Source organism: Mycobacterium sp. ITM-2016-00316 (genome assembly GCF_002968335.2).
GTDB lineage: Bacteria > Actinomycetota > Actinomycetes > Mycobacteriales > Mycobacteriaceae > Mycobacterium.
In genome coordinates this window covers 134,213-158,401 of record NZ_CP134398.1, presented here as the reverse complement: position 1 = coordinate 158,401, position 24,189 = coordinate 134,213, and the positions used below count along the sequence as shown (strand labels likewise).

Annotated in this window: 23 protein-coding genes; 8 read left to right on the top strand and 15 right to left on the bottom strand. The window is 66.0% G+C overall.

Annotated elements, in window-relative coordinates; all coding sequences use genetic code 11:
* Positions 1 to 2: 2 nt before the first annotated feature.
* Positions 3 to 269, top strand: coding sequence for a LuxR C-terminal-related transcriptional regulator (locus C6A86_RS00755; RefSeq protein WP_105363175.1), 267 nt, complete (start codon positions 3 to 5; stop codon positions 267 to 269).
* Positions 270 to 280: 11 nt separating this feature from the next.
* Here C6A86_RS00755 and C6A86_RS00750 read toward each other — a convergent pair whose 3' ends face one another.
* Both C6A86_RS00750 and C6A86_RS00745 read right to left on the bottom strand, forming a co-directional pair.
* Positions 281 to 1,327 carry a hypothetical protein gene (locus tag C6A86_RS00750; RefSeq protein ID WP_105363176.1) on the bottom strand — a complete coding sequence of 349 codons (1,047 nt, stop codon included), beginning with the start codon at positions 1,325 to 1,327 and terminating at the stop codon, positions 281 to 283.
* Positions 1,324 to 2,199 (bottom strand): alpha/beta hydrolase, encoded by an 876-nt coding sequence (locus C6A86_RS00745; protein ID WP_105363177.1) that lies wholly within the window; start codon positions 2,197 to 2,199, stop codon positions 1,324 to 1,326. Before C6A86_RS00745 ends, C6A86_RS00750 begins: the two co-directional genes overlap by 4 nt.
* 36 nt (positions 2,200 to 2,235) lie before the next feature.
* Between C6A86_RS00745 and C6A86_RS00740 the strand changes: the two genes are divergently transcribed.
* Positions 2,236 to 3,258, top strand: coding sequence for a sigma-70 family RNA polymerase sigma factor (locus tag C6A86_RS00740; RefSeq protein WP_105363178.1), 1,023 nt, complete (start codon positions 2,236 to 2,238; stop codon positions 3,256 to 3,258).
* On the opposite strand, the gene C6A86_RS00735 is transcribed toward C6A86_RS00740, so the two are convergent.
* Positions 3,241 to 3,741, bottom strand: coding sequence for a VOC family protein (locus C6A86_RS00735; protein ID WP_105363179.1), 501 nt, complete (start codon positions 3,739 to 3,741; stop codon positions 3,241 to 3,243). The two genes, C6A86_RS00740 and C6A86_RS00735, sit on opposite strands and share 18 nt — an antisense overlap.
* Before the next feature lie 162 nt (positions 3,742 to 3,903).
* Here C6A86_RS00735 and C6A86_RS00730 point away from each other — a divergent pair, with 162 nt between their 5' ends.
* Positions 3,904 to 5,028, top strand: a complete 1,125-nt coding sequence (locus C6A86_RS00730; protein WP_105363180.1) for an NDMA-dependent alcohol dehydrogenase — start codon at positions 3,904 to 3,906, stop codon at positions 5,026 to 5,028.
* A gap of 64 nt (positions 5,029 to 5,092) precedes the next feature.
* Here the strand turns inward: C6A86_RS00730 and C6A86_RS00725 are convergent, their stop codons facing one another.
* From C6A86_RS00725 to C6A86_RS00695, 7 genes are all read right to left on the bottom strand, one after another.
* A complete protein-coding gene (locus C6A86_RS00725; protein ID WP_311100986.1) occupies positions 5,093 to 7,804 on the bottom strand; it encodes a hypothetical protein in 2,712 nt (903 codons plus the stop codon).
* Between the two features lie 296 nt (positions 7,805 to 8,100).
* Complete coding sequence (locus C6A86_RS00720; protein ID WP_105363859.1) at positions 8,101 to 8,877, bottom strand: SDR family NAD(P)-dependent oxidoreductase; 777 nt, start codon at positions 8,875 to 8,877, stop codon at positions 8,101 to 8,103.
* A 53-nt stretch (positions 8,878 to 8,930) separates the two neighbouring features.
* Positions 8,931 to 9,173: a hypothetical protein gene (locus C6A86_RS00715; protein WP_105363860.1), complete on the bottom strand. Its 243-nt coding sequence runs from the start codon at positions 9,171 to 9,173 to the stop codon at positions 8,931 to 8,933.
* A 23-nt stretch (positions 9,174 to 9,196) separates the two neighbouring features.
* Positions 9,197 to 9,646: a DUF5078 domain-containing protein gene (locus C6A86_RS00710; RefSeq protein ID WP_105363880.1), complete on the bottom strand. Its 450-nt coding sequence runs from the start codon at positions 9,644 to 9,646 to the stop codon at positions 9,197 to 9,199.
* Between the two features lie 23 nt (positions 9,647 to 9,669).
* Positions 9,670 to 10,011: a DUF732 domain-containing protein gene (locus tag C6A86_RS00705; protein WP_105363861.1), complete on the bottom strand. Its 342-nt coding sequence runs from the start codon at positions 10,009 to 10,011 to the stop codon at positions 9,670 to 9,672.
* 8 nt (positions 10,012 to 10,019) lie between these two features.
* Positions 10,020 to 12,905 carry an RND family transporter gene (locus tag C6A86_RS00700; protein ID WP_105363862.1) on the bottom strand — a complete coding sequence of 962 codons (2,886 nt, stop codon included), beginning with the start codon at positions 12,903 to 12,905 and terminating at the stop codon, positions 10,020 to 10,022.
* Complete coding sequence (locus C6A86_RS00695) at positions 12,902 to 13,324, bottom strand: MmpS family transport accessory protein (RefSeq protein WP_105363863.1); 423 nt, start codon at positions 13,322 to 13,324, stop codon at positions 12,902 to 12,904. Before C6A86_RS00695 ends, C6A86_RS00700 begins: the two co-directional genes overlap by 4 nt.
* Positions 13,325 to 13,525: 201 nt before the next feature.
* On the opposite strand from C6A86_RS00695, the gene C6A86_RS00690 reads away from it, so the two are divergent.
* Positions 13,526 to 14,179: a TetR/AcrR family transcriptional regulator gene (locus C6A86_RS00690; protein ID WP_105363881.1), complete on the top strand. Its 654-nt coding sequence runs from the start codon at positions 13,526 to 13,528 to the stop codon at positions 14,177 to 14,179.
* Positions 14,180 to 14,183: 4 nt separating this feature from the next.
* On the opposite strand, the gene C6A86_RS00685 is transcribed toward C6A86_RS00690, so the two are convergent.
* Positions 14,184 to 14,633: a MarR family winged helix-turn-helix transcriptional regulator gene (locus C6A86_RS00685; protein WP_105363864.1), complete on the bottom strand. Its 450-nt coding sequence runs from the start codon at positions 14,631 to 14,633 to the stop codon at positions 14,184 to 14,186.
* Between the two features lie 70 nt (positions 14,634 to 14,703).
* On the opposite strand from C6A86_RS00685, the gene C6A86_RS00680 reads away from it, so the two are divergent.
* The gene (locus C6A86_RS00680; RefSeq protein ID WP_105363865.1) at positions 14,704 to 15,465 is read left to right on the top strand and encodes a pirin-like bicupin family protein; all 762 of its coding nucleotides are present in this window, start codon (positions 14,704 to 14,706) and stop codon (positions 15,463 to 15,465) included.
* Complete coding sequence (locus C6A86_RS00675; protein WP_105363866.1) at positions 15,446 to 16,747, top strand: gluconolaconase; 1,302 nt, start codon at positions 15,446 to 15,448, stop codon at positions 16,745 to 16,747. Before C6A86_RS00680 ends, C6A86_RS00675 begins: the two co-directional genes overlap by 20 nt.
* Before the next feature lie 14 nt (positions 16,748 to 16,761).
* Here the strand turns inward: C6A86_RS00675 and C6A86_RS00670 are convergent, their stop codons facing one another.
* Entirely contained in the window at positions 16,762 to 17,040 is a 279-nt protein-coding gene (locus C6A86_RS00670) for a GlsB/YeaQ/YmgE family stress response membrane protein (RefSeq protein ID WP_105363867.1), read from the bottom strand.
* Between the two features lie 189 nt (positions 17,041 to 17,229).
* Between C6A86_RS00670 and C6A86_RS00665 the strand changes: the two genes are divergently transcribed.
* Both C6A86_RS00665 and C6A86_RS00660 read left to right on the top strand, forming a co-directional pair.
* Positions 17,230 to 18,312 carry a phosphodiester glycosidase family protein gene (locus C6A86_RS00665; protein ID WP_396834521.1) on the top strand — a complete coding sequence of 361 codons (1,083 nt, stop codon included), beginning with the start codon at positions 17,230 to 17,232 and terminating at the stop codon, positions 18,310 to 18,312.
* Between the two features lie 318 nt (positions 18,313 to 18,630).
* The gene (locus tag C6A86_RS00660) at positions 18,631 to 19,941 is read left to right on the top strand and encodes an HNH endonuclease signature motif containing protein (RefSeq protein ID WP_105363868.1); all 1,311 of its coding nucleotides are present in this window, start codon (positions 18,631 to 18,633) and stop codon (positions 19,939 to 19,941) included.
* A gap of 190 nt (positions 19,942 to 20,131) precedes the next feature.
* Here the strand turns inward: C6A86_RS00660 and C6A86_RS00655 are convergent, their stop codons facing one another.
* From C6A86_RS00655 to C6A86_RS00645, 3 genes are all read right to left on the bottom strand, one after another.
* Positions 20,132 to 22,558, bottom strand: a complete 2,427-nt coding sequence (locus tag C6A86_RS00655; RefSeq protein ID WP_233213045.1) for a hypothetical protein — start codon at positions 22,556 to 22,558, stop codon at positions 20,132 to 20,134.
* Positions 22,559 to 22,661: 103 nt separating this feature from the next.
* Positions 22,662 to 23,492, bottom strand: a complete 831-nt coding sequence (locus C6A86_RS00650) for an SDR family NAD(P)-dependent oxidoreductase (protein ID WP_105363869.1) — start codon at positions 23,490 to 23,492, stop codon at positions 22,662 to 22,664.
* 9 nt (positions 23,493 to 23,501) lie between these two features.
* On the bottom strand, positions 23,502 to 24,182 hold the full coding sequence (locus tag C6A86_RS00645) for a YoaK family protein (RefSeq protein ID WP_105363870.1): 681 nt from the start codon (positions 24,180 to 24,182) through the stop codon (positions 23,502 to 23,504).
* Positions 24,183 to 24,189 lie beyond the last annotated feature (7 nt).

Sequence of the window (24,189 nt, the reverse complement as noted above, 5' to 3'; positions counted from 1 at the left end):
ACATGAGCTCACCAGAGCATGTTCCCCCCGATTCACCGCGGCGCCGCCCGGACCTCACGCTGCGTGAGCGACAGGTGCTGATCGCCTGGATCCTCGACGACAACAAGGATTCGGTGGCGCTTCGCCTGCACATCTCGGCGGCAACGGTTCGCACGGTGGTGCAGCGCGTCCGTGCGAAGTACGCCGCGGCCGGCAGACCGGCGCCCACCAAGGCGGCACTCGTTGCGCGTGCACTACAGGACGGTCTCATCAAGATCGATCAGCTCTGAGACGGCGCGCTCTATCTGGTGACGAAGGTGTCCAGCGCCGTGATCAACTGCGGGGACAACGGGCCCGGCTTCGCGTAGTTCGCGACGTTGTCGGACGGGTCGTCACGCAGCACATGGTTGACACCCTTGAGGTCCACCACGGTCAGCGCGGTGTGTTTGAGCGCGGCCGTCAACGGACGGACGGACTCACAGTTGGCCTGTCCGTCGGAATCCGAACAGGTCAACAGCACCGGTGTGCCGGTGGGTGTCTTCGCCGCGAGCGCGAGCGGATCGATGGCGTCGGCCTCGACGACGGCTTTCACGTTGCCCGCGTTGAGAATCGCGCCGAGGCCGTCGGGCAGTTGTGCCGGCGCGGTGCCGCGGGTGCGCGCCTCGTCGACCGCCCCGGCCCAGGCCTCGAGCACCGTCTTGCCCTGCTCCGGTGTCTTGGCTCCGGCTTCGACCGCGGCGTCCACGTCAACCCGCACCCGGTCGGTGATGATGTCGAGGTAGCGGCCAGGCAGCGGTTGAAACAGCCCGAGCGAGTGGATCTTCGGAGCGTCCGGCTCGAGGTCGTCGGCCAGTGTCATCGCGTGGATGGTGCCCTCGCCGAGAGCGTAGACGGAGATCCGCGCGCCGTCGGTGCCCGGACGGCCGGCCAGGTACCGCACCGCGGCACGGGCGCCCGCCGAATAGGCGGCGCTGCCGACATCGGCCGGGCGTTGCGCATACGGTCCCAGACCGGTCTTGCCGGTACCGACCTTGTCGTAGCGCAGTGAGGCGATGCCCTTCTCGGACAGATACTCCGCGAGCTGGCGCATGTTGCCCACCGGTCCGGCCACCGCGTTGTCACCGTTGCGGTCGGTCTGGCCGCTCTCGGAGATCAGCAGCGCGGCAGGGCCGGAGTCGTCACCGTGGTGCCGGTAGGTCCCGTGCAGGGTCAGACCGGAGGAATCGGTGAAGGACACCTCGTCCTCCACCCAGCCCTGCTGGGTGGACTGCTGTTCTCCGGAGGAACACCCGGCGACCAGCACGGTGGCAAATAGCAGGGTAAACAGTTGACGGGCAGCTCTTTTCACAGTCTGGTCTCGATCCACGAAGTGACATCGTCGAGCACCACGGCACGTTCGGGTTCGTTGAACACCTCGTGATACAGCTCCGGATAGACCTTGAGCGCGACGTCTGTGGACCCGACGCATTCCACCAGCCGCTCACTGCCTGCCACCGGAATCAGCTTGTCCTGTCCGCCGTGCACCACCAGCAGCGGCGCGGTCAGCGCGGCCGCCCGCTGCGGCATGGTCTCCCCGACACCGATCAGCGCCTTGGCGACACCCGCCGGCAGCTTGCCGTGATGCACCAACGGGTCGGCCTCGTACGCCGCCACCACCTCGGGGTCACGGGAGACGGCATCGGCGGGCAGATCCTCGACCGGCAGCCCGGGGGCCAGACCGCCCAGCACCTTGGCCACCACGGTCATCACCGGGGACACCCCGTCCTGCGCGTAGACGGCCGGGCCCGACAGCACCATCGCGGCGTAATCGTCGGGGTGCTCGACACCGTAGGAGAAGACGACCCCGCCGCCCATGCTGTGCCCGAGCACCACCCGCTTGAGTTCGGGGTGCGCGGCGGTGGCGAGCCCGACCAGGTGGTGGAAGTCCTCGGTGTACTCGGAGATGTTCTTGAGGTACACCCGCTTGCCGCCGGAGCGGCCGTGCCCGCGCAGGTCCAGCGCGTAGGTGATCAGTCCGGCCTCGCCGAACCGTTGCGCGACGTGGTCGTAGCGGCGGGCGTGCTCGGCGTAGCCATGGCAGATGATGACCACACCTTTCGGAGCCGGCTGCCCTGATCCCCCAGTCGCTTCGCTCCCGCCCGCCGAGGGCGTCCACACGTCATAGCGGATCGGCACACCGCCGACACCGTCGAAACTGCGCTCACTGCGGGTTGTCGCCACCCGACGAGCCTATCTGCAACCGGCGATGCATCCCGCTTGTCGGTGGGGGTCGGTAAGCTCGCCATCGTGAGCGTCCTCACAGCAGTAGATGACAAATTCGACTCCAGAGATGCGTTCCTCGCCGACGCGCAGCGCTATCGGCGCGAGCTGCTGGCGCACTGCTACCGGATGACCGGGTCGGTGCACGACGCCGAGGATCTGGTCCAGGAGACATTCCTGCGCGCCTGGAAGTCCTATGACCGATTCGAAGGCAAATCCTCGGTGCGCACCTGGCTGTACCGCATAGCCACCAATACCTCACTGACCGCGCTGGAGGGTAAACAACGCCGTCCGCTGCCCTCGGGCCTGGGTACGCCGAGTTCCGATCCGCACGCGGACATCCATGAGCGGCATGAGGTTCCGTGGCTGGAACCGCTGCCCGATGCCGATGATCCGGCCGATCCGCAGGCAGTGGTCGGCACTCGCGAATCGGTGCGACTGGCCTTCGTGGCTGCCCTGCAACATCTCTCGCCGCGACAGCGCGCGGTGCTCGTATTGCGCGATGTGCTGCAGTGGCGAGCCGCCGAGGTGGCCGACGCGGTCGGCTCGTCGACGGCCGCGGTCAACAGCCTGTTGCAGCGGGCCCGCGCCCAACTCGATGCCATCGGCCCCAGCGAGGATCAGCCGCTGACCCCTCCGGACTCCCCCGAGGCGAAGGAGCTGTTGACGCGCTACATCTCGGCCTTCGAGGCCTACGACATCGACAAGCTGGAGAAGCTGTTCACCGACGACGCCATCTGGGAGATGCCCCCGTTCGACAGCTGGTACGTGGGGCCCACAGCCATCGGAGCCCTGTCCCGCGACAAGTGCCCGGCCGAACGCCCGGGCGACATGCGACTGGTGTCGACCACCGCCAACGGCCAGGCCGCCGCGGGAATGTACCTGCGCAACCCGGAGACCGGTGTGCACGAGGCGTTTCAGCTGCACGTCCTGGACGTCACCGGCGCCGGGATCACCCATGTGGTGGCGTTCCTGGACACCAGGCTGTTCGAGAAGTTCGGTCTACCGCCCACCCTCTGACCGGTGAGCCGCCTCAAGTGCCGCCACATCGAACTTGCCGAACGTGGCCATCACCGCGTTCATCAGCCGCTCTTTGGCCTGCGCGTCCCCGCGCGTCATCAGGTCGTAGTACGCCGTCGGGGTGATCTGCCAGGACAAGCCGTACTTGTCCTTCAGCCATCCGCAGGGCTGTTCCTCACCACCGTCGACCAGGGCGGCCCAGATCCGGTCCAGTTCCATTTGATCCTTCACCCGCACTTCCAGTGAAACGGCCTCGCTGAAGGTGAACTCCGGACCGCCGTTGATCCCGACAAACGGTTGACCGTCGAGTTCGAACTCGACGACCATCGGCACATCCTGCGGAGAGGGGGCGCCCGGGTGTGCGGGCGTCGTGCCGATGATCCTGCCGTTGCCGCCGAAGGCGGCAATGTAATGCTCGGCGGCCTCGAGGGCTTGCCGGTCGAACCACAGGTTGGGGACTATGCGGGCACTGATCTGAGTCATCGGTATGCACTTTCTTCCGGTTGTCGGTACTCCTACGGGTAGACCGGCCTGAGCGGCCGGGTTCATCGCAGGGCGGACGGGAATGACGAGAGAAAGCCGGCAAACCTGCAGTTCACAGTCGGGAAAGGCGCCGATCTGGAACGTGTTCTATTATCGGCTTCCATGAAGACCAAAGGTGCCCTGCTCTGGGAGCTCAATTCGCCGTTCAAGGTTGACGAGATCGATCTGGGCGACCCGGTGGCCGACGAGGTGCAGATCCAGATGCACGCCGCCGGCATGTGCCACTCCGACTACCACATCACCACCGGCGCGACCCCGATCGGACTGCCCGCCCTCGGCGGCCACGAGGGCGCCGGTGTAGTCACCAAGGTCGGCAAGAACGTCACCGGTATCGCCGAGGGTGATCACGTCATCCTGGCGTTCATCCCGGCCTGCGGTACCTGCCCGCCATGCCTGAAGGGGTTTCGCTCGCTGTGTGACCGCGGCGCCGTGCTGCTCGGCGGCAAGGCCATCGCCGACGGCACCAGTCGCATCCATGCCGGATCGCACGAGGTGTCGCCGATGAACCTGCTCGGCACCTTCGCCCCGTACATGACGGTGCACAAGGATTCCGTGGTCAAGATCGACGATGACATCCCCTTCGAGACCGCGGCCATCATGGGCTGCGCGGTACCCACCGGCTTCGGATCGGCGACCAACGTCGCCGACGTCAAACCCGGCGAGACCGTCATCATCGTCGGCGTCGGCGGTATCGGCATGAGCGCGTTGCAGGGTGCGGTGATCTCGGGGGCCAAGCAGGTCATCGCGATCGACACGAACGAATGGAAGCGTGAGCAGGCCATCAAGTTCGGCGCCACGCACGTGTACCCGACCATGGCCGAGGCGATAGCGCCGGTCATCGACGTCACCCACGGGCTGATGGCCGACAAGGTCATCATCGCCGTCGGCACCATGAAGGGCGAGTACATCGAAGAGGCGATGATCCTCACCGCCAAGACCGGCACCTGCGTGGTGACCGGGATGGGTTCGATGATGGACGCCGACGTCAAGCTAAACCTGTTCCTGTTCACCATGTTGCAGAAGACGTTGAAAGGCAACATCTTCGGTGGGGGTAGCTCCCATGTGGAGACGCCGCGACTGACCGCGCTCTACAAGTCCGGGCTGCTGAACATCGATGACATGATCACCCGCACCTACCGCCTGGAAGACATCAACCAGGGCTACCAGGACATGCTGGACGGCAACAACATCCGTGGCGTCGTCCGCTTCGACGAGGCCGACTGGTAACACCACGCAGACGGCAGAACCGCCCAACTCCGTTCGGAGTTGGGCGGTTCTGTATTTCGGACACTCAGGCGGCGTTCTGCCCGCCGGCGCTGTCGCTCGGTTCGGACGTGGCATCCGGGCCGCCGCTGTCGCCCTGGTCGTTGTCCGACTTCTTTGGCGCCTTGTCGGCGGCGGGCCCCTTGGCCGCCGTGAGTTCGGCGGCGGTCCTGGCCGCTTCCCTTACCCGCTTGGGCGTCTTCGGCAACCGCTTGACCTCCGGCTCGACCACCTCGACCGGTTCTTCGGCGACCGGTTCCGCGGGCTGCTCGACCGGCTCCCCGGCCGGCGGAGTGGTTGCCGGCGCGGCATCGGCAGATACCGAACGGTTCGCCGCCCCTTCGTCGGCCGCCGCACCACCCGATTCGTCCGCGGTGATCGCGACGTCGGCCAGCGCATCATCGGCCGCACCGGTCAACCCGGACAACACATCGCCGATATTGCCGTTGAGCAGATCACCCACCGACGAGAGCGCATTCGGACCGGTGTTGTTGTTGGTCGTCATCGCGGTCCGGAATCCGCTGCCGAGCTGCCGGAGCACATTCGGCAACACCTCGCCCCAGTTCACGTTCGGCAGCGTGCCGAACTGCACCCGGGTCGCCGCAGAGTCGAGCGTGCGCTCATAGGCTCCGGTCTCGGGGTTCCAGAACGCATCCGAGTAGCCCAGGTTGGTCAGACTCCGCAACGCCGGCGACAGGGCATTGGCCAATCCGTTCACCAGGTTCGCCACCGGCGCCAGGCCCGCCAACCGCATGACGTCACCGATCAGGTAGAGCGGTTCCAGCATCGGAAGACTGTTGGCTCGCACCGTCAGATAGATGTTGGTGTCTGCGGCGTTCTGGTCGGCCAGGCTGCCGACCAGTTCCTCCAGCTCCGCGGTCAGCTGTCCGGCCGCACCGGTGACATCCACGCCGCGCAGCATGTAGGTCGGCAGCAGCCCTGCGACCACGTTGTTCAGCAGCGTGACCGGGTTGGCCCATGCCGCGAAATCCGACATCAACTGATACTCGACGGTGGCGTCGATCTTGACCGGCACCAGGTTCGCCCCACCCAGAGCGAGGCCGGTGTCACCGATCGGTGTGCCACCACTGCTGGTGATCGCGACATCCGGTGTCACGGCGTCGATTCCGAACATCGCGAACAGATCGGCAAATCTGGCCATGATGCCGCCGTTGGCGCGGCCCGCATTGTTCAGCAGGATCGCCGGCAGGATCGTCAGGCTGCCCAGCAGTGGATTGTCGCCGGCGTAGTCCACCCCGCCGGGCTGAGATGACAGTTGCGCCAGCACGTCCCGGTAGGCGGCACCGGCCGAGAACGCACCCATCCCGCTACCGATCACGATCGGGATGCGGACCGAGGCGATCTCCTGGTCGGGGATGGCATCGATGGCTCCGGTGACGGCCTCGTTGAGCGCATCGCCGATGCTGCCCGTGCCGGTTTCCACGACGCCGTCGACGAGATCGGCGACGTTGCCGGAGATTCCGTCGTTCAGGCTGTCTGCGAGGTTTCCGATCAACGGGGAGATCGCGCTCTGCAGGGCGCTGCCGATCGGGATCGTGATGTTCTGCCCGAAGACGCGGACCGTGTAATTCAAACCGCCGACCGCGCTGTTGAGGCTGGCCCGCAGATCCTCCTCCAAGGTCGCCGTCGCGTTGTCCACGATCTGGTTGACGACATTGTTCAGGGTGGGTGTCAGCACAGTGCCCAGATCGGCGGCCAGCGACCCGTCGGCCAGCGCGTCGGCCAAAGCGGCGGACAGGTTGGTCTTCAGCGTCGTCGTTCCGAGGTCGAGGTATCCGGTGCCATTGACCGAATCGGCGATCGCCGACTGCGTGCCGGGCGTCCAGCCGAGGTCGACACCGCCGAGCAGTCGGGCGAGGGTGAACAGCGGGCCAGCGGTGGTGATCGACAGGGCTCCGCTGTCGGCAAGACTCTTGAGGTTGAGGCCCACCAGATCCAACAGGTTGCCCAGCTGGAAGTTGCCCTCGGAGTCGGTCAGGTCCGCGGAGTTGAACAGTGTTGTCAGCAGGTCCGGAAGGACCGCAGTGACCTCGGCGGTCAGTTCGTCGGCGGTGGGCAAGATGTCACTGAGGTTGTCCATGATGCCGCCCGCCACCGTCCCGGCAACGCTGTTGGCGATGCCGCTGATGCCGGAACTGCCGATCACCGAGGACAACGTGATCGTCCGGTTGCCGAGGATCGGGACGTTGACGGTGACGCTCACCCCGTTGAGCCGCTCCGCCACCGCCGCGGCGATGGCCGCTCGCAACTCCGCCTCCAACGCAGTGGCGTTCTCGCCGGTGGTCGCCGAGGTCAGAAAGTCGGTCAGCGCCGAACTGATCGCCGCGGTGACCGCGGTGTTCAGATCCGAACCCGCGTCGTTGAGGCCGAGCGTGGCCAGCAGCGACGCCACATTGATGGTGTTGCCGTTGGCATTCAGCAGATCGGTCAACATGCTCTGCGGAACGTGAGCCAGCAGCGTGTCGAGGGTGACTCTCGGCTGAGCGCCGAAGGTATCGACCAGCGCCGGCAGCAGCGTGTTGATGACGTTCTGGGCCTGCTGGTAGGGCCTGCTGGCCGCGGTCAGGCTGACGCTGTGTTGTTCCTGGGCGAGCAGCGCCGGCGGTGTCGGCACCGGCGCCGAAACCGCGATCGTGGCGGCCATCGCCGTTGCCGTGGTGACACCCAGCAACGCTGTACGTACCGTTCGGCTACTATTTTTACGATGCTTCTTGCTCACATTGATCCCCGGCCTCACCGTGCGAAGAACTGACAGTAGCGGAGACTGTACGCGCGACTTGCCAGGCGTAGACACGTTTTAGCGGTTAATAGCAAGATCTTTCGGAAAGCGGCGGTTCGGCGACCGTGCACCACCGGCGACCACCGCCGGCCGTGCATCGCCACGGAATTTGCATATGTGGCAAATTTCTTCGCAACGAACTGCGCATTCCGGCAGTTTCGCCACGATGGCCGGGCGTTGGCACAGTAAAAAGCCCCCTCGCCCGGGCGGGCGAGGGGGCTGCGTGAGTGCGGAACCTACTTCGGGGGCATCCGGATGCCGCCGTCGACGCGGACAACCTCGGCGTTCATGTACGAGTTGGTGAGCAGTTCGATGACCATCGAGGCCAGCTCCTCGGGCTTGCCGAGACGATGCGGGAAGAGCACCGACTCACCCAGCTTCGCCTTGAACGCCTCAGAGGCCTCACCCTCCCCGTAGATCGGGGTGTCGATGAGGCCGGGGGCGACGGTGTTGACGCGGATGCCCGATGCGGACAGATCACGCGCGACCGGCAGGGTGAGGCCCACGACGCCGCCCTTGGAGGACGAGTAGGCCGCCTGCCCGATCTGACCGTCGAAGGCCGCGACGCTGGTCAGGTTGACGATCGCCCCACGCTCACCGGTCTCGGTGAACTCGTTGCGGCTCATCGCGGTGGCGGCCAGCCGGATGCAGTCGAAGGTGCCGACCAGGTTGATGGCCAGCACCTTCTTGTAGGCGTCCAGGTTGTGCGCCGAGTCGAATTGACCGTCCTTACCGATGGTCCGCTGCGCCCAGCCGATGCCGGCCGAGTTGACCAGGGCACGCAGCGGGCCGAGGTCGACGGCGGTGTTGACCGCGTCCAGGATCTGGTCGGTGTTGGTGACATCGACGGTGACGAACACACCGCCGATCTCGTGCGCGAGTTCCTGCCCGCGTTCGGCGTTGAGGTCGGCGACGACGACCCTGGCGCCCTTGGCGGCCAGCTGACGGGCCGAGGCCGCGCCGATGCCGGACGCGCCACCGGTGACGATTGCGCTAGCTCCATTGATATCCACGTCGACAGACTAAGGCCTGCTGACCGGCCCCGGCCCACCGGTCGGTTGAGCGTTCAGAAGTTCCTCACCACACGCACCACCGCCACCACGAACACGGCGATGAACGCCAGCGTCACGACCGCGCCGACCTCGAACCAGGGGCTCTGCAACTCGCTGAGCAGGATGCCGGCCGTCGGCAGGAAGAGCCACCCGAGCAGGAAGACACCGACGGCACCGCGGTTGCTGGGACGCGGCGGTATCTCGTCGTCATCGGCGAAGTCGTCGTAGTCGTACTCGTCCGGGTACGGCTCTCCCATGCGTCGCAATGGTAGGCGGTCTGTCAGCGGGCCACCGGCCAGTCCCACACCGACAGGTCACCACGCGGATAGTTCATGCAGACCGCGGCCGCCTTGGCCACCACGCCCTTGTTGTTGAAGAAGACCTTCGCCCAATTGCCCCAGCGGGTGGCGACCTGCTCGTAGTAGATGTTGGTGGCGGTGTCCTCGGAGTACTGGCGCCGCCCGGCGGCATCCAGCGAGTAGAACCAGTGGATGCGGTCTTCCGCCATCTGCTGAACGTCCAGCGGCCGGTTGCTCTTGTCCAGCATGTACCGCTCGAAGTAGACCGGACTGGTGTCGCGAGCCGCCGCCAGGTACTGCTCGGCGTCGCATGTTGTTTCGATCTGCTTGCTGGGGATCGGATATTCGTCGGTGGCATCGGCGAATGCCCGTGGCGACGCGAGCAGTGCCGCCGCGGCCGATGCCGTGACGATCAGCAGGAGCGCCCGCATCGTCCACCGAAGGCTGTGCAGGGTCATGGCGCCTCCGAAGGATCGTTGGACATCGCGGTGAGTTTCCCGAGATGTTCGGGGCAGTACAGCCGCAGCCCACTGCCCAGGAACTGCCACACCTGTTCGGTGCTGGCCGTCCGCGCGAGGTTGCCGGACAGGAAGACCGCCGATTCGGCGGCGTCGGCGTCCACCCCGGTGGTCAGGCGTTTGCAGGTGATCTTCGCCAGCCACGCGTTGTAGTCGCGCTGGCCGTAGATCCCGAAACCGTGCAGTTCGGTGGCGAAGTCGGTATCCCGGTCCGCCGACGCCGCGGGCGCCACACCGATCGGCAGCGCGATCAACGCCGACACCAGCCCGGCGATCATCCGCCGCCTCACGCGTTCACCTCCTGGGTGACCTTGGGCCAGGCCTGAGGTTTCGGCCGGGGACGTACGTGCAGCGGCCACCAGAACCACCGGCCCATCAGCGCGGCGATCGACGGCGTCATCAGCGACCGCACCACCAAGGTGTCGAACAGCAGGCCCAGACCGATGGTCGAGCCCACCTGCCCGATCACGATCATGTCGCTGACGAGCATGCCGATCATGGTGAAGGCGAACACGAATCCCGCTGCGGTGACCACAGATCCGGTACCGGCCATGGAGCGGATGATCCCGGTGTTGATGCCGGCCCCTATCTCCTCCTTCATGCGCGACACCAGCAACAGGTTGTAGTCAGCACCCACCGCGAGCAGCACGATGACCGTCATGGGCAGCACCATCCAGCCCAACGGGATACCGACGATGTGCTGCCACAGGAGCACCGACAGTCCGAAGGAGGTGCCCAGACTCAGCACCACCGTGCCGACGATGACGGCGGCCGCGGCGACGGCGCGGGTCAGGATCACCATGATCAGGAAGATCAGGATCAGCGATGCGACGGCGGCGATCAGCAGGTCGTAGTCCGCGCCCTGCTGCATGTCCTTGTACATCGCGGCACTACCGCCCACGTAGACGGTCGAGCCCTCCAGCGGGGTGCCCTTGATGGCGTCGGCGGCGGCGATGCGCAACGGATCGATGCGCTCGGTGCCGTCCTCGGTCAGTGGATCGCCCTGATGGAACACGGTGAACCGGACCGCTTTTCCGTCCGGCGACATCATGAGCTTCATACCGCGCTGGAAGTCGGCGGTCTGGAACGCCTCCGGTGGCAGATAGAACGTGTCGTCATTGCGGGCGGTGTCGTACGCCTCGCCCATCGCGGTGGCGTCCTCCTGCATCGCGATGTTCTGATCCTGCTGCATCTTCTGCGCCTGGTACTGGTTCAGCAATGTCTGCTTCTGGTTCTTCAGCGTCTGGATCTGCGCCGGCATCACGGCCGCCATCTGCGGTGTCAGTTCGGCCATCCGCTCGATATCGGGGACCAGTTCGGTGAAATCGTCCGACATCGTGCTGATGCCGTCGAGGCTGTCGAACACCGACCGCATCGACCAGCACAGCGGGATGTTGAAACAGTGTGGCTCCCAATAGAAGTAGTTCCGTAGCGGTCGGAACTGATCATCGAAATCGGCCAGATGGTCGCGCACATCGTTGAGATTGTCCGAGGTGTCGTTCATCTTGTCCGACATCCGACGGGTGACATCGGCCAGTTCCAGCGTGACGCGCTGCATCGTCTCCATCGCGTCGATGCTCGCCTGCAGGTCGTCGGCTTGTTTGAGGGTGTTGTCCAGCACCGTCTGTTGGAAATCGTTGTTCATGACCTGGCCGTTGCCGCTCTGGCTCACCGTGTACGCCAACGAGGCATGCTTGATCGGTTTACCGTCCGGGCGGGTGATGGTGGTGACCGAGGCGATCCCGTGCACCCGCACCAGCGCTTTGGCGATCTTCTCGATCACCAGGAAGTCGGCGGGATTGCGCATATCGTGATCGGACTCGACCATCACCAGATCGGGATTCATCTTGGCGTCGGAGAAATGCCGATCCGATGCGGCGTAGCCCACGTTGGCGGGGACATCGCTGGGCAGATAGATGCGGTCGTTGTAGATGGTGTGGTAGCCGGGCAAGGCCAGCAGACCCACCATGCACAGCACGATCGCCATGACCAGGATCGCACCCGGCCAGCGGACCGTCGCGGCGCCGAGCCGGCGCCAGCCCCGGGCACGTCCATTACCCTTGGGCTCCAACACCTTTCCGAATCGGGTCACGATCGAGATCAGTGCGGGACCCAGCGTGAGCGCGGCTGCGACCACGATCGTCATACCGATCGCCAGCGGGAAGCCCATGCTCTGGAAGTACGGCAACCGGGTGAAGTGCAGGCACGCGGTGGCACCGGCGATCGTCAAGCCGGATGCGAGCACCACGTGCGCGGTGCCGTGGAACATGTCGTAGTAGGCCGATTCCCGGTCCATTCCCGATCGTCGGGCCTCTTGATATCGCCCGATCAGGAAGATCGCATAGTCGGTGGCGGCGGCGATCGCCAGCGTCACCACCATGCTCGTGGCAAAGGTGGTCAGTCCGAACACCTGGTAGTAGCCGAGGAAGGACACGATGCCGCGGGCCGACAACAGCCCGACGAACACCATCGCCATGGTGACGATCATCGTGACGACTGATCGGTAGATGATCAGCAGCATCACGATGATGATGATGATCGTCACGCCCTCAATGGTTTTCATGCTGGCGTCACCGACGATGTTCTGGTCGGTGGTCAGCGCCGCGGGCCCGGTGACGTAGGCCTTGACACCCGGCGGGGCCTGGGTGCCTTCGACGGTGTCGCGCACGGCCTGTACCGACTCGTTGGCCAGCGCCTCACCCTGGTCACCGGCGATGTACACCTGCACATAGGCGGCCTTGCCGTCGATGCTCTGCGCACCGGCAGCGGTCAGCGTGTCACCCCAGAAGTCCTGCACATGCTGCACATGGGTGTGGTCCGCGTTGAGTTTTCGCACCACTTCGTCGTAGAACTCGTGCGCGTCCGAACCCAGCGGCTGATCGCCCTCCAGCACGATCATCACCGAGCTGGAGGTGTCGTACTCCTCGAACTTCTGCCCGACGTGCTTGGTGGCGATCAGCGCGGGTGCATCGTTGGGACTCATCGAGACGGCGCGCAGCTTGCCGACCTCTTCGAGTTGCGGGACGACCGTGTTGAGCAGCGCCACGATGACCACCCACGCCAGCACGATCGGCACGGCGAAGGCTCTGATGAAGCGGGGTAACTTCGGACGGGCCGCGTGTCGCGCCGGCGGCATGGCGTCGGTGGGCGAATCGTCCACGAAGGTGGTCATGCGGCCTTCACCAGGCAGTAGGTGGCGGCGTTCATACCGTCAGCCGTCCTTTCGTCTTTGACCTCGTCATCGACGGTGACGCGGCAGGTGATGGAGGAACCGTCGCCCTGGGCCATGATGTTCGGCATGACGGACGGCAGCGTGGTCTCCAGGGTCAGCGTCCAGGGCAGGCTGACCTCGCCCGTGCGCTGCGGTTTTCCGTCCAGGTCGGCGTAGTTGATGCTGGCGTAGGAGCCAGTTCCGAAGATCTCGTAGGTGACGACCTTGGGATTGAAGTTCTCGGCGGTGTCGGCGTCGATCGGAGTGACGATGGCACCGTCCGATCCGAACACCGAGCGCAGATTCGAGACGGCCACCAGGCCGATCGCGATCGCAAACACCACCAGCACGGGCAACCAGACCCGTTTGATGACGGTCATCGCGCACGAACTCCGTTGTCGAACAACGGTTTCGCGGCCGTCAGAGCGCGCACGAAAACTGCAGGCATGATGCTGCCTTTCAATGAGGGACGCCGCGAGCCACCGGCGGCATGCGATCTGATCTTGGAATCTAAACCCACAAGTGGATAGAGTCAATCCGGTTATAGCGTTTAGGTAAGGGACATCACTAAAGTGGACTTCGTGATTGACAAACCATGTCGCGGCCTGCGCAAGGATGCCGAGCGCAACCGACAGCGCGTGCTCACCGCAGCGCGCGAGCTGTTCGCCATCAAGGGCATGGAGGCCACCCTCAACGATGTCGCTCACCACGCCGGCGTCGGCGTCGGGACCGTGTATCGGCGCTTCGCGACCAAGGAGGAACTCGTCGAGGCCATCTTCGAGGAAGGCATCGCCGAGGTCGTCTGCCTGGCCGAAACCGCGCTACAGCAGCCGAATTCGTGGGACGGACTGGTGTGGTTCATCGAGCGCCAGTGCGAGCTCGCCGCCACCGATCGGGGGCTGCGCGAGATGATCTACAGCAAGGCCTACGGCGGGGATCGTGTCGATTGTGCCCGCGAGGAACTGGTGCCACTGATAACCACCTTGGTCGAGAGGGCACGCCACGACGGCCACCTGCGCGCCGATATCGAGCACACCGATACCCCGATCATCGGCCTGCTGGCGGGCACCGTCAGTGAGTGGGCGGGCCACGTCGACCCCGATCTGTGGCGCCGCTACGTGGCACTCCTGCTGGAGGGCATGCGGTATCACCCGGATCAGAAGCCGCTCGGCACCGCTGCGCTCGACGGGGATCAGATGCATGCCGCGATGCACGGCTGGGACCCGGCCGGCTGACCCGCTACCGCGTCGGAAGCCGGCCCAGCACCCCGGTCACCCATTGGTCGACCGCGCGCAATTGAGCGGGCGTCATCCCCTCGAAGACCACCGCGCGCACCAGTTCGGCGTGCGCCGGCGCGGCGGTGACCAGCGCGGTGCGACCCTGCGCCGTCAGTTCGACGATCGCCGCGCGCCGATCGTCATCGGGGTGGTGGCTGTCCACCAGGCCGCGGTCCCGCATCCGCCGCAGTTGGTGTGACACGCGACTTTGCTCCCAGCCCAGGTGCTCCCCCAGATCGGTCATCCGGCATCCCGGCGACTCGTCGAGCGCGACCAGCACGTCATAGTCGGCCAGCGACAATCCGCATTCCTGCTGCAACTGACGGTTCATCGCGGCCTGAAGCCGTCCGGTCATCGCCAGGTATCTCCGCCACAGCGCCTGCTCGCGCGCATCCAGCCACATGGAATACATGACACATCATTTAAGTTGTGCTGTCCATCGCCCCGCGCCTAGGCTGGGCACTGATCTCAGAGGAGCATCGATGACCCGAACCGCATCCGTGGACATCCGGCCCGCGGCGGATCGCGCGGCGACCAGGATTTCCTGGCTCGATTCCAAGCACTCGTTCTCGTTCGGCGGCCACTACGAGCCGGACAACACCCACCACGGGCTGCTGCTGGTCAACAACGACGATCGAGTGGCCCCGGGTACCGGTTTCGATACTCACCCGCACCGCGATATGGAGATCCTGACCTGGGTGATGCAGGGCTCACTGGTCCATCAGGACTCCACCGGCAACAACGGTGTCATCTATCCGGGCCTGGCCCAACGCATGTCGGCCGGGCGCGGCATCCTGCACTCGGAGAAGAACGATTCCTGGACCCTGACCGGACGCGAGACACACAGTGAGCCCGTGCATTTCGTGCAGATGTGGGTCGTCCCGGACGAGTCCGGCCGCGACCCCGGTTACCAGCAGCTGGAGATCGATGACGAATTGCTGAGCGGCCGACTGGTCACGATCGCCTCCGGGATGCCCGAGCACCGCGACCAGTCGGCGATCACCATCGGCAACAAGTACGCCGCCCTTCATGGTGCGCGGCTGCAGGCCGGTGAATCGGTGCACCTGCCCCAGGCGCCCTACTTGCATCTGTTCGTACCGCGCGGGGCGGTGAGCCTGGAAGGCGCCGGCGAACTGCTCGAGGGCGATGCCGCGCGCCTGACGGCCACCGGCGGACAGCGGGTCACCGCCACCGAGCCATCCGAGATCCTGCTCTGGGAGATGCATGCCGGTCTGGGCCGATAGCCGAAGAATCGTCGGCGGCCTGGCCGGCGCAGCGATGCTGGTCGCCTGCTCGACCAGCACGCCGGGCGGGCCGCCCTCCGCCGGCAGCCCGAGCAGCGCACCGCCGGGCACGTCAAGCGCACCGACCGCAGCGGGCCTGACCGAAGTGACGGTGGCCGTGCCCGACGGTATGGGCGAGGCCCCGTTCGACGAGCCCCGCCGCGCGCTGGTCCCGGCGGGATGGTCGTTGGAGGTATGGGCCAGAACATCCAAGCCGCGGCTGGCCGCGTGGGCACCCGATGGAGCGATGCTGGTCTCGGTTCCCAGTGCGGGACAGGTGCTCTCGATGCGCGCGGGGCAGACCGAGGTTCTCCTGGACGGTCTCAACCAGCCGCATGGGCTCACCTTCGCCGGCGATTCCCTCTACATCGCCGAGAGCGACCGGGTCGACGTTTACGCCTACCGTGATGGCGCCGCCACCGACCGCCGCACCGTGGCCGACGGCCTGCCCGATGCCCGCAGCCCCGAGCTGCGGGGCGCCTACTCGCACGCCCTGAAGAGCGTCGCCGTCGGCGCCGACGGCGACGTGTACTTCTCCATCGGGTCCACCGGCAACATCTCCGAGGAAGACCGCACGGCGACCCCGCCGCGCGCGACCATCATGCGTGTCCCCGCCGACGGCGGTGCGATGGAGCCGTTCGCGACCGGGGTCCGCAACGGCACGGGCCTGGCCATCGCACCCGACGGTGCAGTGTGGACGGCAGTGAACAATCGCGACAATGTGGCGGACCCGAGGACGGGTGCGGTCGATCCCGGCTACGTCGACGACCATCCGCCCGAATCGGTCGCCCGGCTGACGCCCGGACGCGAACTCGGCTGGCCCTATTGCAACCCCGACGGCGGCTCGGCCGATCTCGAGCTGATCCGCGACGTCCAGACCAATGCCGACGGCGAGGCCATGGACTGCGCTGCGCTGCCCCGAGTGGAGCAGAGCCTGGGCGCCCACTCGGCGCCGCTGGGGATGAGCTTCACCGACGGCCGCCTTCCTGCGCCCTACGCCAGCGGCGCACTGATCGGCGTGCACGGATCATGGAATCGACAGAACCCGCAGGAGCCCGAGGTGTCGTTCTTCGAGTGGCGTGACGGCGTTCTCGGCGATCAGCAGACCCTGGTCGGCGGATTTCAGGCGCCCGACGGAAGTCGTTGGGGCAGACCGGTTGCCGCCGTGACCGGTCCCGACGGCGCGGTGTACGTCACCGACGACTACGCCGATGCGGTGTACCGGCTTGCGCCGCCGGGATAGCCCCGCGCAGGGCGCTAGCGGACCGTCGTGCCTTTACGGCCGGTGACCCCGACATAGATCGCGATCAGCACGACGGCCACCACGACACCGGCCAGGAACGGGATGACGGCCCAGCCTCCGTTTTCGTTCGCGTAGCCGAGTTGGAATGTCAGCCAACTACCCACCACCGAGCCGACGGCACCCAGCAGGATTGTCATGATCACGCCAATGCTTTGTTTGCCGGGCATGATCAACCGCGCCAACACGCCGACGATCAGACCGACGAATAGTGCGCTGATGATGGTTCCGATCATTGCTGCTCCTCAGATTGGCCAGTGGTTTTGCCTGGACTCGGCTGTATTACCCGATTCCGCTGGGCTTCAAGCCGATAACCCGATGCTCAACTGTGACGATGTTGTGACGCAAGTTGACAGTGTTGCTGGTGTGATTGATTGTGTTCGCTGTCCACACCACTGCAGGCTCTGTTTTCTGAAGGGATCGCCGTGCCGACCGTTGTCGCCCGTCTCCGGCGCCTCGCCGCCGGTATCGCGACGCTGACGGTCACCGCGGCGCTGTCGACGACCACGGGCGCACCGATCGCGGCTGCCGCCGACGGCCGGACATTGCTGGCGACCGCCATCGCCAACACCCGCGGCTCCTACCTGGTGTACAACTTCGGCGGCGGCAATCCGACACCGATGCTCAACGCGGCAGGCAACTGGTACGAGGGCGGCGGCGGTGGCCACCTGATGATCATCAAATCCGCCTCGCAGCGGCTGGCACCGAGGCTGCTGGTGGACACCCACAACGGCTATCAGTCCCGGTGCGAACGCACCCCGGGCGCCCGCACCGGGGACGGACTGGTGCAGGCCTCGGAGATCTACACCCCGATCGCCGCGTGGCAGGCGTTGGGGCAGCCCACCATTGCCATCAATGCCAACTTCTTCGACATCCGCGGCCAGCAGCGCGGATCCTGGAAGACGACCGGCTGCAGCTCACCGCTGGGCCCCTACGTCGACAACACCCGCGGGCTGGGCCGAGTGAACGTGCCGCTCACCGGAACCGTGGCCTACGCCGGTAAACAGGGTCTGTCCGGGGGTGACGAGGTCTGGACCCCGCTGTCCACCATGATTCTGCCGGTCGCGGGGGCACCGTTCGTGGTGACGCCGCGCTCAGGCGACGACTTCGATGCGGCCGGCCCGGTGATCTCCGATCTGATGAACAAGGGCACCCGTTTCGTCGCGGTCAGCGGTCTCGGGTTGCTCGCCCCGGGCGACACCGGACAGATGAACGATCCGGGCCCTTCAGCGGCGCGCACCGCATTGGCCTATGCCCGCGACCGCGACGAGATGTACGTGTTCCAGGGCGGCAGCTACACACCCGATCAGATACAGGACCTGTTCCGCGGCTTGGGAAGTGACACCGCTCTGCTGCTCGACGGCGGCGGATCCTCGGCAATCGTGCTGCGTCGCGACACCGGCGGCATGTGGGCGGGTGCGGGCGTACCCAAGGGGTCGTGCGACACGTTGCAGGTGCTCTGCGATTCGCGGGAACGCGCGCTACCCAGCTGGTTGGCCTTCAACTAGACACTCGAACCGGCCTACTCGGCACGAATAGTGTGGTGCAGGAACGGTTCCGGCCCGATTCGACAAGACCGAGAATGTCGAGACCGTCACCAAGACCGCACGAACTGTCGCCCGTGTCCCCAAAATTTCCCTTGCGCGGGGCCTTGATTCGGCGTAGCATCGAACACAAGTTCGAATGCGACGTTGCTCCCATCACCACCCGGTGAGCACAGACCGCGACTCCGGTCGCCGCGAGGTTCGATGGCCCCTTTCGGGCTGTGCGGACCGTTGTGACTGATCGTGCCCGTTGGGGCACCTTCTGTGAAAGTCGGTATCCACATGGACGCCACTGATCTCGACATGTTCATTGATGCGTTGATTGATGACCTCACCCCGGTACCTGCAGCCGAGGATGACGCTGATCGCACGCTGTTTCAGCTGCTGGACTGTCCGCGAAGGGTGATCGATGAGCAGCCGTTGTTGGCGGTGTTGGCGGCGGCGGTGACCTTGCGCAATCTGTTCGATCATGTGATCGCTCAGGCGGTTGCGGCCGCGGAGCGGGCCGGGATCCCGGCGCGTAGACACCTGCGCACGGGGGTCGATCTGCTGACCAGTCTGGGTGTGGCGCCGGGTGCGGCGTACCGGGCGGCGCGGGTGGGCCGGGCGGCGCACACCTTGCCGGCGTTGACGCAGTTGCAGCGGCTCGGTGGGGTCGGTATCGAGTTCGCCGACGCGGTCGGCAAGGGCCTCGCGCATGTGTCCGGCAGGGTCGCGTTGTCTGATGAGGACCGGGCCGCGGTCGTGACGACGCTGATGATCGAGACCACCCCGTCGGGTGTCGATAAGAAGGCCCGCGAGATCGCCATCGCAAGAACCGCCGCCACTCCGCTCGACGACGGGGCGGTGCCGGTCGCCGAAAACACCGACCTCAACGACATGACCCTGACGCAGACCGACGACGGGCGGGTCGCGGCCAGCTTGGATCTCGACGCGCTCACGGCAGAGGAACTGCTCACCGCACTGGATCCGTTGTGCCGGCCGATACCGCTGCCGGACGGGTCCCCGGACCCACGCCCGACCGGGCGGCGCCGCGCCGACGCGTTCGGGCAGATCATGCGCACCTACCTGTCGAGTTCCCTGCGCCCGATGAGCGGGGGCGTGCTCCCGCACGTCACCCTCACCCGCCCCGCCGCAGCACCAGGCGTGGACATTCTCGGGTTCGGCGGTCCCGTCAGTACCCGCACCGCGGACCTCATCATGTGCGACAGCACCCTGACCTCGGTGACGGTCGACGGTGCGGGCGCCCCACTGGACGTCGGGCGCGCCGAACGATTGTTCACACCCGCCATCCGCAAAGGGTTGGCGGTCCGCGACCGTGGATGCGCGCACCCGGGCTGCGGACGACCCGTGTCCTGGTGCGACGCCCACCACATCCAACCCTGGAGCAGCGGAGGCCACACCAGCATCGACAACGGCGTGCTGCTGTGCCGACTGCACCACACCGCGATCCACCACGGCGGCTGGCAGGTCTACCTCGGCCCCGACCGCCACCCCTGGTTCATCCCACCCCACCGCCCCGGCCAACCGAAACCGGAACACCTACGCTCACACGCACGACGCACCATGACCGACCTACCCACCGCCGCATAACCAAACCCGCACGGCACCTTGACAACTACACAGAGAACACCGTCCACGCGGCGGGTCCGGCGGGAGATCGCGCCGCCGGACCGGTCGCGAGGCACTACGGCTGAGCGTAAGACGCTGCGCTACTGCACGTTCCGCAGAACACGGCCCCACGACGCCGAGAATGCCCTACGTGACAGGCGACTAGGTACAACTAGGCGGCTTCCTTATCCGCCTTCTTGGTGTCCGACTTCTTGGTCTCGGACTTCTTGGTCTCGGACTTCTTGGTTTCGGACGTCTTGGTCTCCGGCGCCTCGGACGTCTTCGCGTCCGCGTCGGTATCCCCCGCGGTCGACGTGGTCGCCGGCTTCTTCTTCTTGGGGGTGAACGCATTGGTGATGTCACGCACCAGGTTCTCCAACGGGTTCTTCTTGACCGTCGGCTTCTTCACCACCGGAGCCTCGGCCTCAGCGTCGGGGTTGGCCTCGGTGTCGGGAACGGCCTCGGCTTCGGGTTCGAGCTCGGCCTCGGGTTCGGGTTCGGCCGGCGTCTCGGCGGGAGCCTCTGCCTCCGAGGGAGTTTCGGCCTCGACAGGAGGATCCTCGGCCTCCGCATCGTCGGGGGCGGCGTGCTTGGGCGGCAAGCCGGAGTCCTCTGGAATCGCGGCGCTCGGATTGGCGGCGTGCTTACCGGTCGGGACCTCTCCGTCGGGATCCACCGAGAGGGTGACGAGCTTGGCATCGGGGTCTGGAAGATCGCCTGCCGCGGCGGCCAGGGTGCGCGCCGCATTCGGGGATTGGCGACTCGCCTGTCCGGTGAGACCGGCGACCAGGTTGTCGAGGCCGTCCTGCAGCCCAGCGGTGAGGCCGCCCAGATTCAGCCCCTTGGTGAGGGTCTGGATCAGCTTGCCCAGGTTCTCCAGCACGTTGGGCGGCGCCGCGGTCGGGTTGCCGCTGATGAACTCCTTGTGGAATCCGTTCGCCAGTGAGGTCAGCACATCGTTGATGGCCCGGCCCCAGTTCACATCCGGGAAGGACATGAACGGTGTCGCGGTGTCCGGGTCGTCCAGCGTGCGGGTGTAGGTCCCGTCCGGGTTGCGCACCACGTCGGTATAGCCCAAGTTGACCAGACTTGTCATGGCCGGGGCGAGCGCGTTGGCCAACCGGATCGGCAAAGTGCCCAACGTCCCGAAGCTCACCATGTTCAGCAGATCGCCGGCCAGGTAGAGCGGCTCCAGCAACGGCAGCGTGCTGGTCGCCAGTGTCAGGTAGATGTTGATGTTCAACGGATTGCCGAGATCCAGTGCATCGCTGACGGTCTCGCCGACCTCGTCGAGGATCTGGTCCAGCGCGCTGTCCAACTCGACACCGCGCAGTATGTAGGACGCTCCGATGGTGCCGGCCAGCAGGTTGTTGAACAGTGTGAACGGATTCGGCCACGCCGCGAAGTCCGAGTAGGGCTGGTACTGGACCGTGGCATCGACCTTGATCGGGACGAGGTTCGCCGCACCGAGCTCGATTCCGGTGCCCAGTATCGGGATCCCGGTCCCGGCGTTGCTGGCCTGGACATCGGGGGTGATCAGGTCGATGCCGAGCAGTTCGAACAGCGGGTAGAACCGGGCGAGCATGCCGCCGTTGGCGCGACCGACGTTGTTGGCCAAGATCATCGGCAGCAGGGTGAGGCTGCCCAGCGGGCCACCGCCATTGGCTCCGAGCCGCGGCTGGTTGCCCAGGTCGGCGAGCGCCTGCTCATACGCCGAACCGGCCGCCATCGCGCCGAATCCGTAGCCGATGACGATCGGGATCCGGACATCGATGACGTTGAGGTCCGGCAGATTGATGTCTTCGACGCCCTGTAACACCGCGGAGATCAGCGGACCGAGCAGCGGGATGTTCCCGACGGCGTCACCCGCGAGGTCGAGCACCGCGTCCAGCAGGTTCTCGACCCCGACCTCCAGGTACGGCGTCTGATTGATGGCGTCGGCCACGGCGTTGGCGGTGCCGGGGGTCCAGCCGAGGTCGAGCCCGGACAGCATCTTCAGCAGGAGGAATGGCTCACCCGGGGTGATGATGTTGACCCCGGGAATGTTCAGCCCCGCCAGGTTCAGCGGGTCCGACAGGTCCAGCCCGACCAGGCCCAGCACTGCCGACAAGGTGATGTTGCCCTGCGCGTCCGTGATGTTCAGCAGGTCAAGGATGTTGATCAGCAACGGGGTGACGAGACCGCCCAGGATCGGCGTCAGCACCGAGCCCAGATCGATCGGGATCGCCCCCAGGATGTCGTCAAGGAACGCCGTGGGGATCTGGCCCAGCAGAGACTCGACGTTCAGACCGAAACCACCGGCCAGGTTGACACCGGCCAGCGCGCGCTCGTAGGCGGCGATGAACTCCTGGAAGGTGTTGTAGGCGGCCTGCCCCGAGCCACCGGTGACGTCGGAGAGGCTGCCGGGCGGACCGAACGGGCTGACCGCCGCGCTCAGGTCCACCTGCTGCTCCACCACCCGGAGGTAATGCTCCTCCGGGCGTGGCGGCGGCGTCGGTGCGGCCGCACCAACCGTCAGTGCCGTCGCCGTCGCAGCAGCCGCCGTGACCACCGCGACCCGCCTGGTCCGCTCAGCCACATTCCGGTGTTTTCCAGCCATCAACCCCGCACCTCCCCCGCTGCCCCATGCAGTTCTCAGCGAAAACTTAACATTCAAGATTGCCGGGCTGGGGCGTTTGGTCGGGAATGATCGACGCCGGCGATCAGGGCTGGCGCATGACCATCCGCAACACCCGGTCCCGAACGCGCGCTGGCAAATTCGTCATCAGCGCCAGCTGGAGGCGAGGGCCGGCGCCGACAATGTAGCGGGCACGGGGCCGCTTGGCGCTCAGCGCCGCCCGCACCACGTCGGATACCTTTTCCGGTGCCACAGCCATCCTTTGCGAAATCGGCACCGACTTGCGCATTCCTGCGATATGCCGCCGGTACAGTTCACGCTCGGTGGGTGTCAACGCGGCCTCGACGTCATCGACCATTGTCCCCGCGGTCCGCCACATATCGGTGTCGGTCTGTGCGGGTTCGATCAGAACCACCGGAATCCGCCACGGGCTCAGCTCCATTCGGAGGGCATCGGCGGCGGCCTCCAACGCGAACTTCGATGCCGCGTATGCCCCGATCAACGGAGTGGACAGCCGGCCGTTCACGCTCGAGATGAACAGCACCCTGCCGTGGCAGGCGCGCAGTCGCGGCAACACGGCCCGGGTCACCGCGAGCTGACCGACGACATTCACATCCAGCTGCCTGCGCCACTGTTCGCTGCTCAGGGTTTCCATCGGTCCGGCCATCACGACGCCCGCGTTGTTCACCACCGCGTCCAGTTGCGCGGGGAGCGCGCTGTCGAGTGCGGCGATCTGGCCGTCATCGGTAACATCGAGAACGATCGCCGAAATATGCTGGGGGTCAACGGCTGTCAGAGCCGCGCCATCGGCCTCGCTGCGTACGCCCGCGATGACATCCCAACCGTGGGCGGCCAGCTGTTCGGCGATGGTGCGGCCGATACCCCGGCCCGCGCCGGTAACCAGGACTGAAGGCATGCGGTCAGACTATCCATCATCGGTCGCCGGCGGACCGAACGCGAAGATCAGAGCCGCCGTCGTGACGACCGCGGCGGCCAGACCGATCACCGGGGCCACCACGTGCAAAGTCATCGTCGCGCCGAGCACTGCTCCCGCGCACATCGTCAGCACCACGGTGTAGCGCAGCTTCTCGCGTTGCCCGGTGCCGCCGGCCAGCCTGCTGTCGAACCCGATGCCGACGATGGTCTGGGTCAGCACCGTCGTGCTGAGTTCCTGGATGCCGAACTGCCGGGCGGAAGCGTTCTGGATGCCGAACGCCACTGCGAGCCCGGCAATCAGGATGAGTTTGGTGTCATCGTGGTAGCGCAGCACACCGCTGCCGGCCAGCACCGCAAGCACGATCAGCAGCGCGACCTCCACCGACAGCGCGACCGTCAGCCAGCGGCGCCTCGAGGAGCCGAGGTGCCGGACCAACCGCCCGCCGAGCACCGCACCGGTGACGAAGCTGAGGAAAGCCACCACCGCGGCCCACAGGTCCACGCCCGAATGGGGCACGAACCAGAATCCCAGGAAGATCACGTTGCCGGTCATATTGGCCACGAACACATGACCGAGGACCAGCACGCTCACCGCATCGACCAGGCCGGTGGCAAACGTGAGCAACAGCAGCGCCGTGACGGTCAGCCGATGCGAGACAGGCGATTTCATGAACGTG

Coding starts and splice junctions, on each gene's coding strand:
- C6A86_RS00680 (WP_105363865.1), top strand. CDS start 14,704: ATGACCCGAACCGCATCCGTGGACATCCGGCCCGCGGCGGATCGCGCG.
- C6A86_RS00660 (WP_105363868.1), top strand. CDS start 18,631: ATGGACGCCACTGATCTCGACATGTTCATTGATGCGTTGATTGATGAC.
- C6A86_RS00645 (WP_105363870.1), bottom strand. CDS start 24,182: ATGAAATCGCCTGTCTCGCATCGGCTGACCGTCACGGCGCTGCTGTTG.
- C6A86_RS00650 (WP_105363869.1), bottom strand. CDS start 23,492: ATGCCTTCAGTCCTGGTTACCGGCGCGGGCCGGGGTATCGGCCGCACC.
- C6A86_RS00730 (WP_105363180.1), top strand. CDS start 3,904: ATGAAGACCAAAGGTGCCCTGCTCTGGGAGCTCAATTCGCCGTTCAAG.
- C6A86_RS00685 (WP_105363864.1), bottom strand. CDS start 14,633: ATGTATTCCATGTGGCTGGATGCGCGCGAGCAGGCGCTGTGGCGGAGA.
- C6A86_RS00675 (WP_105363866.1), top strand. CDS start 15,446: ATGCCGGTCTGGGCCGATAGCCGAAGAATCGTCGGCGGCCTGGCCGGC.
- C6A86_RS00755 (WP_105363175.1), top strand. CDS start 3: ATGAGCTCACCAGAGCATGTTCCCCCCGATTCACCGCGGCGCCGCCCG.
- C6A86_RS00705 (WP_105363861.1), bottom strand. CDS start 10,011: ATGATCGCCGGGCTGGTGTCGGCGTTGATCGCGCTGCCGATCGGTGTG.
- C6A86_RS00735 (WP_105363179.1), bottom strand. CDS start 3,741: ATGACTCAGATCAGTGCCCGCATAGTCCCCAACCTGTGGTTCGACCGG.
- C6A86_RS00715 (WP_105363860.1), bottom strand. CDS start 9,173: ATGGGAGAGCCGTACCCGGACGAGTACGACTACGACGACTTCGCCGAT.
- C6A86_RS00710 (WP_105363880.1), bottom strand. CDS start 9,646: ATGCGGGCGCTCCTGCTGATCGTCACGGCATCGGCCGCGGCGGCACTG.
- C6A86_RS00695 (WP_105363863.1), bottom strand. CDS start 13,324: ATGACCGTCATCAAACGGGTCTGGTTGCCCGTGCTGGTGGTGTTTGCG.
- C6A86_RS00655 (WP_233213045.1), bottom strand. CDS start 22,558: ATGGCTGGAAAACACCGGAATGTGGCTGAGCGGACCAGGCGGGTCGCG.
- C6A86_RS00670 (WP_105363867.1), bottom strand. CDS start 17,040: ATGATCGGAACCATCATCAGCGCACTATTCGTCGGTCTGATCGTCGGC.
- C6A86_RS00700 (WP_105363862.1), bottom strand. CDS start 12,905: ATGACCACCTTCGTGGACGATTCGCCCACCGACGCCATGCCGCCGGCG.